The following is a 16,882-nucleotide window of genomic DNA, read 5'->3' on the forward strand; positions in this document are numbered from 1 at the left end:
AAAATGAATTTAATTCAATTAAAAAACGCAACTATATTGTTCGGTCAACCGCCTTTGTTGGATGCCGCAGAATTTACCTTGGCCGATAAAGAAAGAGTCTGTGTAGTAGGTCGGAATGGCAGTGGCAAATCGACCATGCTTAAAGTACTAAATGGTGATGTAAAGTTAGATGACGGTCAACGCATAGTCGCGAGCCATATTAATATTGCCTTGCTCGACCAAGACCCTCCAATTAACAACGATGTAGTCTTATTTGACTATGTTGCAGAAGGTTTAAGCGATGATGCTAAACTGATAAAAGCATATTTTGCTCAAAGTAATAAAGTAGCGACAGACCATTCTGAATCTGCTTTAAAAGAATTGCAAAGCATTCAAGAAAAACTAGATGCAAGTAATGGCTGGTTGCTAGAACAAAAAATCTCTAACGTATTAACGCAACTAGGTTTAGACGGCAGTGCAAACCTGAAAAACCTATCTGGCGGCTGGCGTCGAAAAGCCGCTTTAGCTCGTGCTTTGGTGTCTCAGCCGGATATATTATTATTAGACGAGCCAACTAATCACCTTGATATAGATATGGTGGCTTGGTTAGAAAAAAGTTTACTGACCTATAATGGTTCAATTGTATTTATTAGTCATGATCGGGCATTTATACGAAGTATGGCAACCAGAATAATAGACATCGATAGAGGTCAAGTGAAGTCTTATCCTGGCAACTATGCTAAATATTTAGAACAAAAGGCCCACGATCTAGAGGTTCAAGAAACGCACAATAAGGAATTTGATAAAAAACTGGCCAAGGAAGAAGTTTGGATTAGACAAGGTATCAAGGCTCGACGCACACGCAACGAGGGCAGGGTGAGAGCCTTGAAAGCATTAAGAGAAGAATATAAGTCACGACGCAATCAAATGGGGACTGCCGTGATTCACTCCTTAAGTGGTGCAAAATCAGGTAAACGAATTTTTGAACTCAATCAGGCTAGTTATGCGTTTGACACGAAAAAGATTATAGAGAATTTAGATTTATTGGTTACCCGTGGAGATAAGGTTGCACTAATTGGCCCAAATGGCTGTGGTAAAACCACATTAATAAAACTTTTATTAGGAGAGTTACAGCCTCAATCAGGTGAGTATTTTACGGGAACTAACATAGAACTAGCTTACTTTGATCAGCACAGAAGTCAGCTAGACTTAAATAAACCACTTATAGATGCAATTGCTGATGGCAAAAGAGAAGTAGAAGTAAATGGCGGTACGCGTCATGTAATCAGCTATTTACAAGATTACTTATTTTCTCCTGAAAGAATTAACGCGCCTGTATCTACCTTATCGGGTGGCGAGAAAAACCGATTAATGCTTGCTAAATTAATGCTAAAACCGAGTAATTTACTGATATTAGATGAACCTACAAACGATCTTGATGTCGAAACGCTTGAATTACTCGAGAGTATATTGGTTGAATACTCTGGAACTGTTTTATTGGTGAGCCATGACCGTGAGTTTATTGACAATGTTGTGACCAGTAGTCTTTTTTTTGAAGGACAAGGCAAGGTATCTCAATTTGTAGGTGGATATAGTGAAATGAAAGTCTGGCATGACAAACACAGCCAGAAATCGTTAAATGTAAAAGAAAATGAAGTTAAACCAAAAAGCAAACAATCTGCTACAAAGGTGAAGCCTAAAAAGTTATCATATAAAGAGTTAAGAGAATTAGAATCATTGCCGGCAATACTTGAAAATTTAGAACACGAAATAGAAAAATTACAAAAACAAATTAGTGAGCCTGATTTTTTTAGTCAAGATACAAAATATACAAAAGAAACACTCTCACAATTACAGAGTTTTGAGAACAAGTTAGACGAAGCCTTTGGGCGCTGGGAAGCTTTAGAATCAAAGCAGAATAATTAAGACCATATGGTCAAAGTAGTAACAGGAAGATACATGAAATTAAATCGCATAACAGCCATGTTAGCGCTAAGCAGTTTACCGTTATTTGGACAGGCTTCATCTTATGATGTCGAAACCTTGCCAACTGAATCAGTATCAAGCAATCAATTTGCGAGTTCTATTGATAATACCGGCCTAATATTAACAACGGTCAATCAGCCTTTTAATCCTCCAATTGATTTGAGTATTCTGGACTTAGACCAAATAGCGCTGACAGACCCTGATGCGGCGGCGCAAGGCGATTTTAACGATATTGATTATACTATCATTGTTAACCGTATATTGAGTTTTACAGCTGCGTTTGACCCTCTCACGCAAAAGTTAGCTTCACAAATAGGCTATCAAACAGACGGAACAGATTTTGAGTATGTGTTTGGGTTTGATACTCAAACAGACGATACGGATGGCTTTACATTTGCCCAAACTACTTTATTGACTGATTCCGTAGGCGGAACGCATATTGTTGGCACGATGGCGGGTCCATATGTCAAAACACCTTATACCTTAGAAGACGGTACCGATATCACCGTGGTTACCAATGAGTATAATTCTCGTGGCTTTGTGCAAATCGGTGATAGTGTAACAGCACTAACACCACCGAACATTGATGCTGGTGGTTTGAGCGACGCAAGGTCAATTAATACTAATTTTCAGGTAGCGGGTGAAGGGTCTGTAGAGGTAAGTGAATCGATAACAGAAGCCATTGATGATTGCAATGATCCTGAAATAAGAGGCGACCAGCCTGTAGAAACTTGTTTATATTCATTAATTAATAGAACGTCTACTAGCATTTTTGGTGTCACAAGCAATACTTTCCTACCACAAATGACACGACGAGCGATGGTTTGGCAGTTAAATAGCGAAGGCGAGGTGGTAGACACCACGGTTTATGGTTTAACTTTTGAACCCGAAACAGATGATATTAATATTTATTCAAATCGTGCTGTTGATATCAATGATAATGGCGTTGCAGTAGGCAATACTCCGGTTACAAACGGTGATAATTTTTTCCAAGCAGCTGCTGTATTTGAAAATAGTGTAACCAGTCAGCTAATTTCTGACACAGACTTACTGCCTAATTTAGCCACAGGCATTAACAACAATAATATTGTGGTCGGCTACGCAGTAAGAACGATTAGTGGAACATCTAGAGATAAAATGTTTATCTATGATCGTAATAACGACCAAATAACACTTCCTGATGGGTTTTTTGTCAGTTCAGAAACGGTGCCTCGAGCAATAAACAATGAAAATATTGTAGTAGGTGAGGCTGATGTAGATTCTGAAAATAGACGTAAAAACGGGTTTATTTATGACATCGATGCCGAAACCTTTACTAATTTGAATTCACTTATTGCCTGTGATGCGCCATTTGAGATTGTGGCGGCGAATGATATCAATGATAACGGAGAGATAATTGCAGAAGCACTTGTCACTAGAGCACAACGTGATATCAGAGGAGAACCGGTTAATGATGCAGATGGTAATGCAATAATGATCGATGCTGTGGTCGCAGTGAAATTGATTCCTACCGGGAATCCAGCTTCAGATTGTGCCCCTAGTGAGGAAGAAGCGGCAGCCAATGAGCGTCAAGGTGCAAGCTTTGGCATAATAAGTTCATTTGGATTGCTGATACTTATTCTATTTAGGCGCCTAAAATCCAAATAAATACGGCATGTATTTGGTTTTTTAGGATAATTATACTAAAAACTATCGATATGCTCCCAAGGCCACGTTAACCGTGGCCTTATTTATTTTTATAACAGAACATAATAATAAACTGATTTTTAAGTCAAATTTATTGTGAGTCAAAGCCTCTATATTTTTCAACTAGTTAATGCTTTTTAATACCTATTGATTGAATTTTGCATTGAAGAATTCATGATAAGGGTGTATTACTTAAATGTGACTTTTAGTGACACAAGCCGATAATTCGGTTAAGTACTAAAGCGTTACTTTTTATTTTATTAGAGAGGTTTTAAATGAAGAGACAAAAGAGAGATAAACTTACCAGGGCCCATTCAAAAGGTTATCAAGCAGGTATTTCTGGTCGTTCTAAAGACAATTGTCCATTTCAGGCATCTGACGCGCGTTCTCATTGGTTGGGAGGGTGGCGAGAGGCAAACACCGATAGGCAATTAGGCTTAAACTCTCGTTAACGTAATAGTATTATTGAAGTATAAAAGAACCCCGTCATGCGACGGGGTTTTGTGTATTAGAAGGCTGATGTATCTTGAAATAAACCTACTTTCAAATCTTTTGCAGTATAAATAACGCGTCCATCAACAGCGACAGAGCCATCGGCCAAACCCATGAACAATTTCCGCTTTATTACACGTTTAAAATCAATACGGTAACTGACTTTTTTAGCACTAGGCAATATCTGACCCGTAAACTTTACTTCACCTACGCCAAGAGCACGACCTTTCCCTGGGCCACCAGACCACCCTAAAAAGAAACCAACTAATTGCCACATTGCATCTAAACCTAAACAACCAGGCATGACCGGATCGCCTGGAAAATGACAGGCAAAAAACCACAGGTCAGGGTGAACATCTAATTCAGCCTCTATGTAGCCTTTACCATGCTCTCCACCTTCATCAGAAATGTTAATAATACGGTCCATCATTAGCATATTAGGAGCAGGTAATTGGCTATTACCCGGTCCAAACATTTCGCCAGTACTGCAGGTCAATAATTCTTCGCGTGTGAAACTATTTTGTTTATTTATCATATGGGCTTACTTAATTAGTACCTTTTATTTTAATTCAGGGGCGAACAACTTGTATATTGGGCGCACATAGCGCTTTTCTTCGCACAAAGTACGCACACTTTAGCGAACACTTGTACGCTAAACAACTCTGAACAGTTAAATAAATTAAAAAAATCCGAAATATCATTTACAATTAAGAGATTCAAGTCACATATAGTTTGAGTCAATAAGACGGATAGCAATGAAAAATAAGAAATTAGTCGCCAACGCAGAAAAACAAAAGCGTTATAGGGAACGCCAAAAAGCGTTAGGTAAAAAATTAGTTCGTGGTTATATCACACCCGACGCGATGGACAATTATAAAGAGATTGTCGAAAAAACAGGCTGGACTGATAACGATATTATTTCAAATTCGTTACGCATAACCTATGCGGCCTATAAAAATGGGCAAATAAGGTTTTTAAATAACTGGTTACAAGAAGATGATAAAAAGAAATTAATGCAAAAACGACATAAAAAAGGCTAGATGTCTCCATTATCATAACATTTGTTAATCAGGGACTGTATGCTGCTTAACTATCCTGATCGCCTCCTGTCTAACCCCTTTATCTTTTCTAAACGCCCATAATCGGATTCTTGCTTCTTTTGCGGCTTGTTCAACGTCAATGATAGGCCGCATATAATCTCGGTCTACGTCAAAATTCAAGAATGCCGCTTCCATAGCCGGTATATCGTAAGGTGCATGAATATATTCTTTCGGCAAGCATGAGAGCTGAGGCAGCCATTTTTTGATAAATTCACCGTTAGGGTCTTTTTCATTTGACTGCTTAATTGGATTATATATTCTTATGGTGTTTGTGCCCGTAATACCCGCCTGCATTTGAAATTGTGGATAGTGTATACCGGGTTCAAAATCTAAGAATTGGCTTGCTAAAAATTTAACACCCAACTTCCAATCCACGTTTAAATGGTGACATAAAAAACTAACTAGCATTGCACGCATACGAAAGTTTAAATAACCTGTGTTTATTAGGGCCAGCATCGACGCATCAATTATTGGTATACCGGTATTACCTTTACTCCAAGCTTTAAAACGTTTTAAGGCTGTATCTTGATCGCAATATGGATATTTCTCATATGCCGTGTTGACCGAGCGATATTGCATGTCGCTTTCTGTTTCAAATTTTTGTATAAAGTGACAATGCCAATGCAATCGGGAACTAAAAGCCCTTATTGAGGCCTTCCAACCAGTTCTATCCTGTTGAGTTTGAGTAAATTGGACAACTTGTTTTAAAGAAAGATTTCCCCAAGCCAAATAGGGAGATAACCTAGAACAGGTTTCTCTAGCCTCGAGTGGCTTACCAATATTTCCAAAATAACGCTTTCCTCTGTCCTTAAAAAAATGATGCATAGTAAACCATGCTCTTTTTTCGCCCCCTAACTGAAAACTAGGATGATGGTGTTTACATTCCTTTGGCCAAAGATATTGGTACCGTGACATCGATTGAGGAAGTTGATAAAAAAAGGCATCGTCTAATATGGGATCATCAGTTTTCGAGTATATCCTCTTTTGCCAGTGTTTCTGCCATGTTGAACGACTTTTCAATGGCCGCTTAACTGCTCCATAAAAAGACTCTTGCCATAACACATCATTCACATTACACCAATCAGCTAATTCATAATCTCGCTTATATGTGTGCGCTAAACCGATTTCTTCATGGCTGAAAATAGCATCCATTCCCATTGCTTCTAAGTCAGAGAATATTTTTGTGCACTCTCCCATCAATACAGTAACACCTGTATCAAATTGGGATAATTGTTGATTCAAATCTTGTAGTGACTGATAAACAAAACGCCAGTGCCTGATATCCAAATGAGGATCTTCAAGCATAATAGACTCAACAATATACAGCAGCAAAATAGGGCGGCCACGTGCGATCGCTCTAACAATTGGCTGATGATCACGCAGACGAAGATCGCGTTTTAACCAAACGACAGAAAAACGCTGCTTTTCAATCATGGCTTAACCATGATTCTATAAATTGGTGTGTAGGGTCATATATTTCTGTTTGTTTTTGTAAATTAAATTGACGGTGTCCTCGAGGATCAGAGCCTACACCAGCTAAATACTGCCAATTTCCATAATTACTGGCGACGTCATAATCAATCAACATATGTTCAAAATATGCGGCACCATATCGCCAATCAAGCCCAAGTTCATGCACAAAACAGCTTGCAACTAGTTGTCTGCCTCTATTTGACATAAACCCTGTGTGTGCCAATTGTTTCATACACGCGTTAACTATGGGGTAAGCGGTAGTACCTGCTATCCAATGCTTGAAACGTACTGGGTCAATGTTTGTTTCAGGTTTTTTCTTTTGTATCCCTGCAAAGTTGAATAAATGCTTGCCATGCTTCAAAGCTTGCCAATGAAAAAATTCGCGCCAAAGTAACTCAAAAAACAACCAGTATGTTGATTCATTGGCAGTGTGCATAGATTCATACTCTTTTAGCTTCTCTACTACTGTTCGCGGAGAAATAGCGCCAATTGCTAAATAAGCTGACAAGCGACTTGAAAAACCCCACCCATCTAAACCATTACGTGTTTCTTTGTATTTCGCGATACCATGTGATTTAAAGAAATACTCCTCTATACGGGCATGAGCGCCACTTTCTCCTGCGGCATACCGAGACTTATTTATATCATTCAGATCGGTTGAGTGGCTCGTTAAAACACCATTAAACAGCTCAGTAATTTCATCTGGAAGCCTAAGCATAGTATTCGGCTGATTGTTAGCTTTTTTCTCACTCATAAGTTCTGGTATGGTGAGTTGAAGCTTAAGATTTTTTTCTACTTTGCGTCGAAATGGTGAAAATACATTTGGCATGTCATCTAATGCAAATGGTAATTCATGTGGTGAAAATAAATAATTGCTATATTGCTCGATAAATTGAAGGCTAGGATGAGACTCTTTTACCTTTAAAACCTCCTGATTTTCATGGAAGCCAGCATGGAATTCATAACTCATAACACTGCATGACCAATGCTCAATGAGCGTGGAAATAGTATCAGGTGGATCGTCCGATCTTACACAATAAAAAGATATGTTCATTTGTTTTAGACGGTTTGCCACTTCCAGTAAGCACTCTTGCAAAAACACTTTTCGATGATTTCCTAAGCTAGAAAAACCATAGTTATTTTCAATTTCTTGAGTCGAATTGAAAACATATACAACAACCGTTTTATCGACTTTTTGTATTAGTTGACTTAAGGCCCAATTATCATTGATTCTGAGGTCATGGCGCATCCAATGTAAACCTATTTTACCCATTTGAAAAATATCTCCAGCTTCTACTTTTTTTGAGCTTAGGGCAGGCAATTTAGCTAAATGCAACGAACAGCCAACCCTGCTTTATCAAATTCTTTTTACATGCTTCACTAATAAAGCGATCTATAAGAGTTTAGTATGAGTAAAAATCTATCAAGTTAATTGACAAAATCTCTTTACAATATGACACAAGCCCTCGTATGGTTTCGCCAAGATCTACGCATAAAAGACAATCCGGCCCTCGCTAACGCGAATCAAATTGGTAATGTATTGCCAGTGTATATTTTCGACGATACGGTCCCTGAAGAAGGCTCGATGGGCGGAGCGTCCCGTTGGTTTTTGCACCATGCACTTGAATCGTTGAATAAGGCTTTAGACAATAAGCTGCTGATATTTAAAGGAGATCCAAAAGAAATAATTCCTTCTTTATGTAAATCAGCTCAATGTCAGCATGTGTTTTGGAACAGAATGTATGAGCCTTGGGCTATTAGTCGAGACTCGATAATAAAAACAACGTTAAAGTCCATGGATATTAACGCTACAAGTTCGAATGGAAGCCTTTTGTGGGAACCCATGAGTGTGCTAAAAAAGGATGGCACACCCTACAAAGTTTACACGCCTTTTTACAAAAATGGATGTTTGAAGCAAGCACCACCACGTTACCCGGTCAACACCCATCATACTAAGTTTGCCGAAAGCTCTGTGGAGTTTCCAGACCTAGCGCGTTTAACCATAAGTGACCTGCAATTACTGCCTAAAATTAAGTGGGATGAAAAGTTTTATGAAATGTGGGATGTCTCTGAAAATGGTGCACAGGATAAATTAGCCCATTTTATTACCTCATCGATAGATAATTATGATGAGCAACGAAATATACCAAGCGTAGAGGGTACTTCATTACTTTCTCCTTATTTACATTTTGGTCTCATATCGCCAAATCAAACCTGGTATGCGGTTGTAGATGCTTTTGAAGGTATCGATTCTGCTAAAGAGCGCAAAGGCGTTGGTGTATATTTGAGTGAGTTAGGTTGGCGAGAATTTTCGTATTATTTATTATTTCACTTTAATCATATACAACGCGAAAATTTCAATTCAAAATTCAACATCTTTCCTTGGAAGAATGACACCCAATCAAAGCAAGACTTAACAGCATGGCAAACGGGCAATACCGGTATCCCTATTGTTGATGCAGGCATGCGAGAACTATATAAAACAGGCTATATGCACAACCGAGTACGAATGATAGTAGGCTCTTTTTTAGTAAAGAACTTACTTATTGATTGGCGACGTGGTGAAAGGTGGTTTTGGGATTGTTTGGTCGATGCAGATACCGCTAGCAATGCTGCTGGTTGGCAATGGGTAGCAGGTTCAGGAGCAGATGCAGCGCCATTTTTTAGGATATTTAATCCTATATTGCAGGGTGAAAAATTCGATAAGCAGGGTGAATATGTAAAAACGTATTGCCCTGAACTCTCCAACTTACCTAATAAATATATTCATAAGCCATGGGATGCTCCACCTATCATACTTGCTGAAGCTGGGATTACGCTTGGTGAAGATTACCCACACCCTATTGCCGACCTTAGTGCCACCAGAAAACGGGCATTAGACGCCTATTCGAGTATCAAAAAGGCGGTTTAAATCATAATTTTTCATAGGTGTTTATAATATGAGTACGTTGTGTTTGTTATTTGGTGATCAACTCAATCTAAATATGTCTTCCTTAGTGAACTTAAATAAGGCTAAAGACCATGTATTGATGGCTGAAGTGCGAACTGAAGCCAGTTATGTCAAACATCATAAAATTAAAATTGCGTTTTTATTCAGCGCCATGCGTCATTTTAAAAACACATTGAAAGCGCACAATTATCAGGTCAGCTACATCGACTACGCACATAAAGATAATAAAGGCAGTCTTTATGAACAAGTTCGATTTTTTTGCTCCCAACATAAAATTACCAAGTTGGTATTGGCAAAACCCGGTGAATATCGATTGTTTGAAGATATTAAAACGTGGTCACAAAAGCTAAATATTGATTTGGAAATAAGCGATGATAATCGCTTTTTAGCCAGTGAATCAGATTTTTCTAATTGGGCAAGTGCTCGAAAGCAATTGCGGATGGAGTATTTTTATCGAGAAATGCGACAAAAGCATCAATATTTGATGGAAAACGGCAAGCCTATTGGTGGTAAATGGAATTTCGATGGAGAGAATCGTCAAAAACTACCAAAAGGCATTAAACCACCAAAACCAACATCTTTTGACCAAGATCAGATTACCAAAGATGTCATTAAACTAGTAAAAAATGAGTTCAAAGACCACTTTGGAGATGTAGACAATTTTCATTATGCAGTGACAAGGGAACAAGCGCTTCAAGTGCTTAATGATTTTATTGAACAACGATTGGAAAACTTTGGTCGATACCAAGACGCGATGGTTCAAGACGAGCCTTGGCTTTATCACTCACATATTTCATTTTATTTGAATGCGGGATTATTATTACCCGACGAAGTATTACAAGCTGCGCAAGCCGCATTTTATGAGCAAAATGCACCTATTAATTCGGTCGAGGGCTTTGTTCGTCAAATTTTAGGTTGGCGGGAATACGTACGTGGCTTCTATTGGCACTTTATGCCTACTTTAAAAACTGACAATTATCTAGATGCCAAAGTACCGTTACCTGACTTTTTTTGGTCTGGTGACACACAGATGAATTGTATTAGTCAAAGCGTTAAACAAACTAAAGAACATGCTTATGCCCATCATATTCAAAGGCTGATGATTTTGGGCAATTTTGCTTTGTTAGCAGGCTTAGACCCCAAAGAGGTTAATGAATGGTATTTGATTGTTTATGCAGACGCCTACGAGTGGGTTGAACTGCCTAACGTTAGTGGTATGATTTTGTTTGCAGATGGCGGCCAATTAGCGAGCAAACCATATGCTGCAAGCGGCTCATATGTGAATAAGATGTCTAATTATTGTGCAAATTGTCATTACAATGTTAAAGAAAAAACAGGTGCTCAGGCCTGTCCCTTTAATTATTTATACTGGGGGTTTATGCAAACACATCAGCATCGATTTGAAGGTAACCCGCGTATGGGGATGATGTATAGAACCATGAGCAAAATGGATCCAACACAACTCAGTCACATGCTTGATGACACTCAAATTTTTATTAAAAACCTAAATGCATAAAAAACCTACTCTTCCAGAAAAAACATGTTTAGTTTGTGGCTTACCTTTTAAATGGCGTAAAAAGTGGGAAAAAAACTGGGACGATGTGAAATATTGTTCAGAGCGGTGCCGCCGTAGCAAAAAACGGGCAAACTAATCCCAAAGCTGCTTCACCAATAAACCAACTGCAATAGCGCTTGTAAAACTTAAAAGGGTGCCTAGCATAATATATTCAGTTAATTTCCGGTCTTGTTGACGTCGCATGTCCCCAAACCTAAAAATACTCTTAGCGGCTAATAAAAACCCCACGCCAGTAAATTGGTCAATTAATATAAATGTGATGATCAAAATACGCTCTAATGCCCCAATGTGCTCTCCGGCTGTTTGTAAACCACCATTACCTTCTTGTGCATCAAATTGATTTACATAAGGTCGTAATAATAGCTGAATAAGGATTGAGAGCGGTTTAAATGCAAACAAATAGGCTAGGGCATAAATAACATAGTCAATATTGGCGTGTGTCGAAAGATATGTTTGTACACTTGATAGATCGAAACCCAACAACCACAAGGATACCACCAGTAAAACAACAACATGAGAGACTTGGTCGATCAAAAAATACTTGGTCGTAAAACCCATGTGAGTCTTCCAAATATCGATGATGTAATGACTCACAATTATAATTAATAAGCCAATCAAGATGGGAAGTGTAAAGCTCGCAAAATAGGAGAACAATATGACAGACGTTATCCCTGTATGCACTCCCATATGCTTCAGCAAACCAAGAGAACGCTGCTTATTTTGAACTTTACACATTATCCACGCTTGTGGCTGCAAATAAAAATCAGCAACAATATGACCCACTAATAAAAGCAAAAATAGCGTCATCTCAGTTCTCCCTTGCTTTCAAATATGCTTCGTTTGTATTTACTTGTTCAATATTATGTTCAAAGCGATATAAAAAGTTTTTCACAAGATCAGCACTCGCTCTGTTTAAATGCGTATTTACATTTTGTCTGGTCATTTTAAGGGTGTCTGCAATGCGTTGCTGTTCAGGGTAATCTAAGCGGATATACCAATACAGTGCTTCTGCTTGTTTTTGAGTTAGGCTATTAATCAAGCGGTTTAGGAAGGCGTTTGCTAAGCTAAAGTCATCTGTGATTAAATCTGAACTCAATAGTATTTCACCTTTATTCCCTCTGTCTAATTGTCTTCCAGATGTAACAAGAACACTATGCATATTTTCACTAGGCTTAGATATTTGAGAATTAACAACGTCAATCGCGATAGATTGGCTAACGTTGACCTTAATATCCAACTGTGACAACAAAAACAGTTTGGTTAATACTGCATATTTGAATGCAAACTTTGGGCTAAAATACACAATTTGGTATGCATCTCCACGGAAAATCTCGTAACTTCCGTGTTCATTAGCGGTGATTTTTTCAAAGTTAGTTTTTAACGCCAGCAGTGCTTTGGCCAGTTGCTTCTCTGATAAAGAAGTAGATGCAACCAAGTCACCTGTTTCTACAGCAATTAGCATTGACTCACGCCTTTTTTATTTGAATACTAGATCAAGTTTGTCATATCACTCAAGATAAAGCAAATGTATACATTTGCTTTGCACGCGATAAAATAAAAACATTTGCTACCTTATGAGTAGATTGTCCGCATAAATAGAGGTTATTTTGAGTAAACATTTCGCATGGTTTGGCCCGTTATTAGCGTTAATTTGCTTTTTCACTTTAGACAGCTTTGATGTCTCGTACAAAGTTGCAATTACCGCCGCCATTGCCTTACTAACAGTCATTTGGTGGGTGACAGAGCCCGTCCCAATAGCGATTACTTCCCTTGTGCCCTTTGTATTATTGCCTCTTTTTAATGTACTTGACCATAAATCGGTGTCTGCCGCATTAGGTAGCCATGTTATTTTATTACTAATGGGTGCATTCATGCTCTCAAAAGCACTTGAAAGATCGGGAGTACATAAACGCTTAGCCATTTTAATGGTCAGGGCAATAGGTGTATCAAGTAAACGCCGCTTAGTCTTTGCCTTTATGGTTTGTACAGCCGCGTTAAGTATGTGGATATCTAACACAGCAACAATCTTAGTGGTTTTGCCAATAGCGCTGGCAATTTTAGATAAAATTAACGATAAAAAGTTGCAAATAGCACTTATTTTGGGCATTGCATATTCTGCTAGCGTGGGTGGTTTAGGTACGCTAATTGGAACACCTCCCAACGTTATATTTGCTGGTATTTACGAAGCGCAAACCGGCAGTGAATATAGTTTTGTTAAATGGATGTCTATTGGTATACCGGTGGTTATTGTTGCCATTCCAATTATGGCGCTTTGGTTAACGCGTTCATTAAAAGGGCCTTTGCATGTCGAATTACCCAACTTAGGTGAATGGCAAATTCAAGAAAAGCGAACGCTTATATTATTTGGCCTGGCCGTTTTGGCCTGGATAACTCGTAACGCACCTTTTGGTGGGTGGAGTGATTTACTGGGAGTAGAAGTTTCTGGCGATAGCACAGTTGCATTGTTTTTTGTTGTTGTTATGTTTTTAACGCCCGACGGAAGAGGGCAAAAAGTGCTTGATTTGAAATCGGCAATGTCAATTCCATGGGAAATGTTATTGCTATTTGCTGGGGGTATTGCCTTAGCCAAAGGATTTACAGCATCGGGATTGAGTGAAATAATCGGTCAATCGCTCTCCTCACTCGCTGATATGCCTGTGCTGATTACCATACTGTTATTGTGTCTTTTAGTGACTTATTTAACGGAAATTATTAGTAACACCGCCGCAGCGACACTTCTAATGCCTATTTTGTATTTGGTAGCCGTTAATCAAGGCGTATCGCCAGAAGTATTAATGATACCTGCAGCTATGGCTGCTAGTTGCGCCTTTATGTTACCGGTAGCCACTGCACCTAATGCTATTGCTTATGGAACGGGAAAATTTGAAATACAAGATATGGTAAAAGAGGGCGCAGTATTGAGTTTTGCAGTGTCTTGTTTAATAGGATTGCTTGTATATGTGCTCATTTAAATTTAACACTAAGTGAGTTTGGAAAAATCAAAAATGATAAAAGTGGTATATGAACATTATAGTAGATGCCGACGCGTGCCCTAGCGTTATCAAAGAAATCTTATTTAAAGCGGCAACGCGCACTCAAATTAATACGCTGTTAGTGGCTAACCATTACATGAAAGTAGCGCCTTCTCCTTTTATTACATTTTTACAAGTGAATGCAGGTTTTGATGTTGCTGACGATGAAATTCTTAAGCGCTGTGAAAAAGGGGATCTAGTTATTACATCAGATATTCCTTTGGCCGCTGATATCATTGCAAAAGAGGGGATGGCCTTATCGCCGCGAGGAGAATTATTTGATAAACAAAATATCCGCTCGCGCTTAAATACAAGAGATTTTATGGATACAATGCGCGCCAGCGGCGTCAATACAGGCGGGCCACCGCCTATGTCACAACGAGAACGCAAAGAGTTTGCCGGCCACCTGGACAGAATATTAGCCAGCAATAAATAAGGGCAGATAAAAAGCGTTTAAGGCCCCTCGGTTTTGTTCAATAAACTGATTAAGCTAGAAGTATCAAAACGATTTCCACCATTGTTTTGTACCTGCGCATAAAATTGATCAACAATAGCGGTTATAGGAAGGGTGCTTTTATTTCGCTTCGCTTCAGTAAGGACAATATCTAGGTCCTTTCTCATCCAGTCGACAGCAAACCCAAAATCAAACTCATTTTTTACCATAGTCGACCATCTATTTTCCATTTGCCAACTCTGCGCGGCGCCTTTACTTATGACTTCAATAACTTTTTCTACAGGCAGTTTGGCCTGTGTGGCAAAATGAAGTGCTTCTGACAGCCCTTGAACCACTCCTGCAATACAGATTTGATTAACCATTTTAGTTAATTGTCCGCTACCTACATCACCCATTAATGCATGTTTTTGACTGTAGCAATCGAGTATTGGCGCTATTTTTTGATAAGTTTCTTGGCTCCCGCCCAGCATTACCGTTAACTTACCGTTTTCCGCCCCAGCTTGACCTCCTGACACAGGTGCGTCCATAAACCCACAATTTTTATCATGGCAAGCATCTGCTAATTCTCGAGCAAGTTGTGCAGAAGTTGTTGTATGGTCAACTAATATTGCCCCGGCTTTCATTGATGCTAAAACGCCCGAATCTGAATAAACAACCGACCTGACATCTTCGTCATTACCTACACACAGCAACACTATATCTGCATCTTTAGCAGCTTTGGCTGGACTTGGCTCGACATTACCGTTGTATGCCTTATGCCATAATTCTGATTTGGTTTTTGTTCTATTATAAACCGTTGTTGAATACCCTTTATTACTGAGATGCCCAGCCATTGGAAATCCCATCGCGCCTAAACCAATAAAAGCTAGTTTCATTTACAATCCTAATAATATAAAAGAGAGTTTAATCATTTGCTAAACTTGATTTAAAAGCAAGTTGGAAATGCTATTTATTATTTGTTTCAGGCTTAGCTATCACACCTTTATTCTTATGTTTATCAATAAATTGCTGAAAATTACTATTATCTAAGCATCCAAAATTACCGCCAGTAAACGTCGCGATAATGGCAAGTGACTTTTTAGCGGTGTCTTGACAATCTACTAATGTAGGAGCAATTTCATCCGGTATTTCCCATGTGTCTTTACTTGTAATCGTATTTATTGTTGGGCTTGTTTTGGCATCCTGAAAAGCCTTTGCACTTTGTTGACCTAGTTTTTTAGCTTCATCGTTAACATATTGTTGCAATAGGGCCTTGGTAATACTTTTTCGGATACTGTTGGTTTGACTTTTATCGGTTTTACTAAAGTCCGCCGGGTCATTATTTAGGTTTGAGACTGGGTTGTCGATTGTTTCGTTAATAGGGGGTTGCAGACCAATTTCCACTTGTTCATTGGAATCTATAGCAGAGTCACTTGTCTCAATTTCAATTTTGTCTTCTTGCTCTCCCTTATTAGATAATTCGGTTTTATCAATAGACTTTGTTGTTTTTGATTTTATTTTTACCAAATAAGTTTGAATTGAAGGCTGAATATTTTCTATTTTTTTTGGAGAAGGAATAAAATAAATCGCAAGTATGAACAAAAAAACATGAATCACTAATGAAATAATCCAATAGTGCATATTGTTTTTATTTTTGGATTGAGTAAGTAACAAATCTTCAGACAATAAAGCCTTTAGTGGAAATGGCAATTGCTCAATTGATTGAAGTTTTTCAGCTTTCAATATTCACAAACTTTTTATTTTAGATATTAAACAGACTAACAAATCAAAAATTGGTTCTAAACTTTTTGAATCGCAAACATTCAATATAATATTCTGCAATATACTCATGTTATTTTTTCTTCTTGAATTCTACTTATGAATTATTAGCAAGGTGATTTCAATAAGAGTTTAATAACGAATCAATCTTCAAACCTAAAAGATAAACTCAAGCCATTGATAACATTAGCCTTATATTATCCACATATTATTATATTACGTATAATGTATATTATGTTAAATAATCTATTATTCACAGTTTATCCACATTGCTGTAGTCCTGTTTGTCATCCCCTCTTTAATAATGAACATATTTTTTAATTTTATGTTCGCGTTAAATTATGTTGTTAGCGGTTTTCGTTGTAAGCTTTTGTTTAGAATGTAATCTAAGGTAGT

16 protein-coding genes are annotated in these 16,882 nt (G+C 38.2%); 9 read left to right on the forward strand and 7 right to left on the reverse strand.

Going from position 1 to position 16,882, the window contains the following annotated elements:
• Positions 1–3 precede the first annotated feature (3 nt).
• The 3 genes from uup to rmf all read left to right on the forward strand — a co-directional run bounded on the left by uup (position 4) and on the right by rmf (position 4,103).
• Positions 4–1,905 (forward strand): ATP-binding cassette ATPase Uup, encoded by a 1,902-nt coding sequence (gene uup, locus RM552_RS05155; protein ID WP_311367705.1) that lies wholly within the window; start codon positions 4–6, stop codon positions 1,903–1,905.
• Between the two features lie 33 nt (positions 1,906–1,938).
• Entirely contained in the window at positions 1,939–3,612 is a 1,674-nt protein-coding gene (locus RM552_RS05160) for a DUF3466 family protein (RefSeq protein WP_311367706.1), read from the forward strand.
• 314 nt (positions 3,613–3,926) lie between these two features.
• Complete coding sequence (gene rmf, locus RM552_RS05165; RefSeq protein ID WP_311367707.1) at positions 3,927–4,103, forward strand: ribosome modulation factor; 177 nt, start codon at positions 3,927–3,929, stop codon at positions 4,101–4,103.
• Positions 4,104–4,159: 56 nt separating this feature from the next.
• Here rmf and fabA read toward each other — a convergent pair whose 3' ends face one another.
• Positions 4,160–4,678 carry a 3-hydroxyacyl-[acyl-carrier-protein] dehydratase FabA gene (gene fabA / locus RM552_RS05170; protein ID WP_311367708.1) on the reverse strand — a complete coding sequence of 173 codons (519 nt, stop codon included), beginning with the start codon at positions 4,676–4,678 and terminating at the stop codon, positions 4,160–4,162.
• 220 nt (positions 4,679–4,898) lie between these two features.
• Between fabA and RM552_RS05175 the strand changes: the two genes are divergently transcribed.
• On the forward strand, positions 4,899–5,183 hold the full coding sequence (locus RM552_RS05175; RefSeq protein WP_311367709.1) for a RepB family protein: 285 nt from the start codon (positions 4,899–4,901) through the stop codon (positions 5,181–5,183).
• Between the two features lie 24 nt (positions 5,184–5,207).
• Here the strand turns inward: RM552_RS05175 and RM552_RS05180 are convergent, their stop codons facing one another.
• Positions 5,208–6,677, reverse strand: a complete 1,470-nt coding sequence (locus tag RM552_RS05180) for a cryptochrome/deoxyribodipyrimidine photo-lyase family protein (RefSeq protein WP_311367710.1) — start codon at positions 6,675–6,677, stop codon at positions 5,208–5,210.
• Complete coding sequence (locus RM552_RS05185) at positions 6,670–8,052, reverse strand: DASH family cryptochrome (protein ID WP_311367711.1); 1,383 nt, start codon at positions 8,050–8,052, stop codon at positions 6,670–6,672. The genes RM552_RS05180 and RM552_RS05185 overlap by 8 nt, the downstream gene beginning before the upstream one ends.
• Positions 8,053–8,169: 117 nt before the next feature.
• Here RM552_RS05185 and RM552_RS05190 point away from each other — a divergent pair, with 117 nt between their 5' ends.
• Genes RM552_RS05190 through RM552_RS05200 form a run of 3 tightly spaced genes read left to right on the forward strand, consistent with a single transcriptional unit; the run spans position 8,170 to position 11,318 of the window.
• Complete coding sequence (locus tag RM552_RS05190) at positions 8,170–9,627, forward strand: cryptochrome/photolyase family protein (RefSeq protein ID WP_311368280.1); 1,458 nt, start codon at positions 8,170–8,172, stop codon at positions 9,625–9,627.
• A 28-nt stretch (positions 9,628–9,655) separates the two neighbouring features.
• Positions 9,656–11,182, forward strand: a complete 1,527-nt coding sequence (locus RM552_RS05195) for a cryptochrome/photolyase family protein (RefSeq protein ID WP_311367712.1) — start codon at positions 9,656–9,658, stop codon at positions 11,180–11,182.
• Complete coding sequence (locus RM552_RS05200; RefSeq protein ID WP_311367713.1) at positions 11,175–11,318, forward strand: DUF2256 domain-containing protein; 144 nt, start codon at positions 11,175–11,177, stop codon at positions 11,316–11,318. Before RM552_RS05195 ends, RM552_RS05200 begins: the two co-directional genes overlap by 8 nt.
• On the opposite strand, the gene RM552_RS05205 is transcribed toward RM552_RS05200, so the two are convergent.
• Together RM552_RS05205 and RM552_RS05210 are read right to left on the reverse strand one after the other, a co-directional pair.
• Positions 11,315–12,049 (reverse strand): DUF3307 domain-containing protein, encoded by a 735-nt coding sequence (locus RM552_RS05205; protein ID WP_311367714.1) that lies wholly within the window; start codon positions 12,047–12,049, stop codon positions 11,315–11,317. The two genes, RM552_RS05200 and RM552_RS05205, sit on opposite strands and share 4 nt — an antisense overlap.
• A gap of 1 nt (position 12,050) precedes the next feature.
• Entirely contained in the window at positions 12,051–12,704 is a 654-nt protein-coding gene (locus tag RM552_RS05210; protein ID WP_311367715.1) for an RNA polymerase sigma factor, read from the reverse strand.
• Positions 12,705–12,849: 145 nt separating this feature from the next.
• On the opposite strand from RM552_RS05210, the gene RM552_RS05215 reads away from it, so the two are divergent.
• Positions 12,850–14,214, forward strand: coding sequence for an SLC13 family permease (locus RM552_RS05215; protein ID WP_311367716.1), 1,365 nt, complete (start codon positions 12,850–12,852; stop codon positions 14,212–14,214).
• 49 nt (positions 14,215–14,263) lie between these two features.
• The gene (locus RM552_RS05220; RefSeq protein ID WP_311367717.1) at positions 14,264–14,710 is read left to right on the forward strand and encodes a YaiI/YqxD family protein; all 447 of its coding nucleotides are present in this window, start codon (positions 14,264–14,266) and stop codon (positions 14,708–14,710) included.
• A gap of 17 nt (positions 14,711–14,727) precedes the next feature.
• Here the strand turns inward: RM552_RS05220 and RM552_RS05225 are convergent, their stop codons facing one another.
• Positions 14,728–15,603, reverse strand: a complete 876-nt coding sequence (locus RM552_RS05225) for an NAD(P)-dependent oxidoreductase (protein ID WP_311367718.1) — start codon at positions 15,601–15,603, stop codon at positions 14,728–14,730.
• Positions 15,604–15,673: 70 nt separating this feature from the next.
• Positions 15,674–16,450: a hypothetical protein gene (locus tag RM552_RS05230; RefSeq protein ID WP_311367719.1), complete on the reverse strand. Its 777-nt coding sequence runs from the start codon at positions 16,448–16,450 to the stop codon at positions 15,674–15,676.
• Positions 16,451–16,882: the final 432 nt, after the last annotated feature.

Origin of the sequence: Glaciecola petra, assembly GCF_031846345.1 — a bacterium.
Lineage (GTDB): Bacteria > Pseudomonadota > Gammaproteobacteria > Enterobacterales > Alteromonadaceae > Glaciecola > Glaciecola petra.

Coding starts and splice junctions, on each gene's coding strand:
- uup (WP_311367705.1), top strand. CDS start 4: ATGAATTTAATTCAATTAAAAAACGCAACTATATTGTTCGGTCAACCG.
- RM552_RS05160 (WP_311367706.1), top strand. CDS start 1,939: ATGAAATTAAATCGCATAACAGCCATGTTAGCGCTAAGCAGTTTACCG.
- rmf (WP_311367707.1), top strand. CDS start 3,927: ATGAAGAGACAAAAGAGAGATAAACTTACCAGGGCCCATTCAAAAGGT.
- fabA (WP_311367708.1), bottom strand. CDS start 4,678: ATGATAAATAAACAAAATAGTTTCACACGCGAAGAATTATTGACCTGC.
- RM552_RS05175 (WP_311367709.1), top strand. CDS start 4,899: ATGAAAAATAAGAAATTAGTCGCCAACGCAGAAAAACAAAAGCGTTAT.
- RM552_RS05180 (WP_311367710.1), bottom strand. CDS start 6,677: ATGATTGAAAAGCAGCGTTTTTCTGTCGTTTGGTTAAAACGCGATCTT.
- RM552_RS05190 (WP_311368280.1), top strand. CDS start 8,170: ATGACACAAGCCCTCGTATGGTTTCGCCAAGATCTACGCATAAAAGAC.
- RM552_RS05195 (WP_311367712.1), top strand. CDS start 9,656: ATGAGTACGTTGTGTTTGTTATTTGGTGATCAACTCAATCTAAATATG.
- RM552_RS05200 (WP_311367713.1), top strand. CDS start 11,175: ATGCATAAAAAACCTACTCTTCCAGAAAAAACATGTTTAGTTTGTGGC.
- RM552_RS05205 (WP_311367714.1), bottom strand. CDS start 12,049: ATGACGCTATTTTTGCTTTTATTAGTGGGTCATATTGTTGCTGATTTT.
- RM552_RS05210 (WP_311367715.1), bottom strand. CDS start 12,704: ATGCTAATTGCTGTAGAAACAGGTGACTTGGTTGCATCTACTTCTTTA.
- RM552_RS05220 (WP_311367717.1), top strand. CDS start 14,264: ATGAACATTATAGTAGATGCCGACGCGTGCCCTAGCGTTATCAAAGAA.
- RM552_RS05225 (WP_311367718.1), bottom strand. CDS start 15,603: ATGAAACTAGCTTTTATTGGTTTAGGCGCGATGGGATTTCCAATGGCT.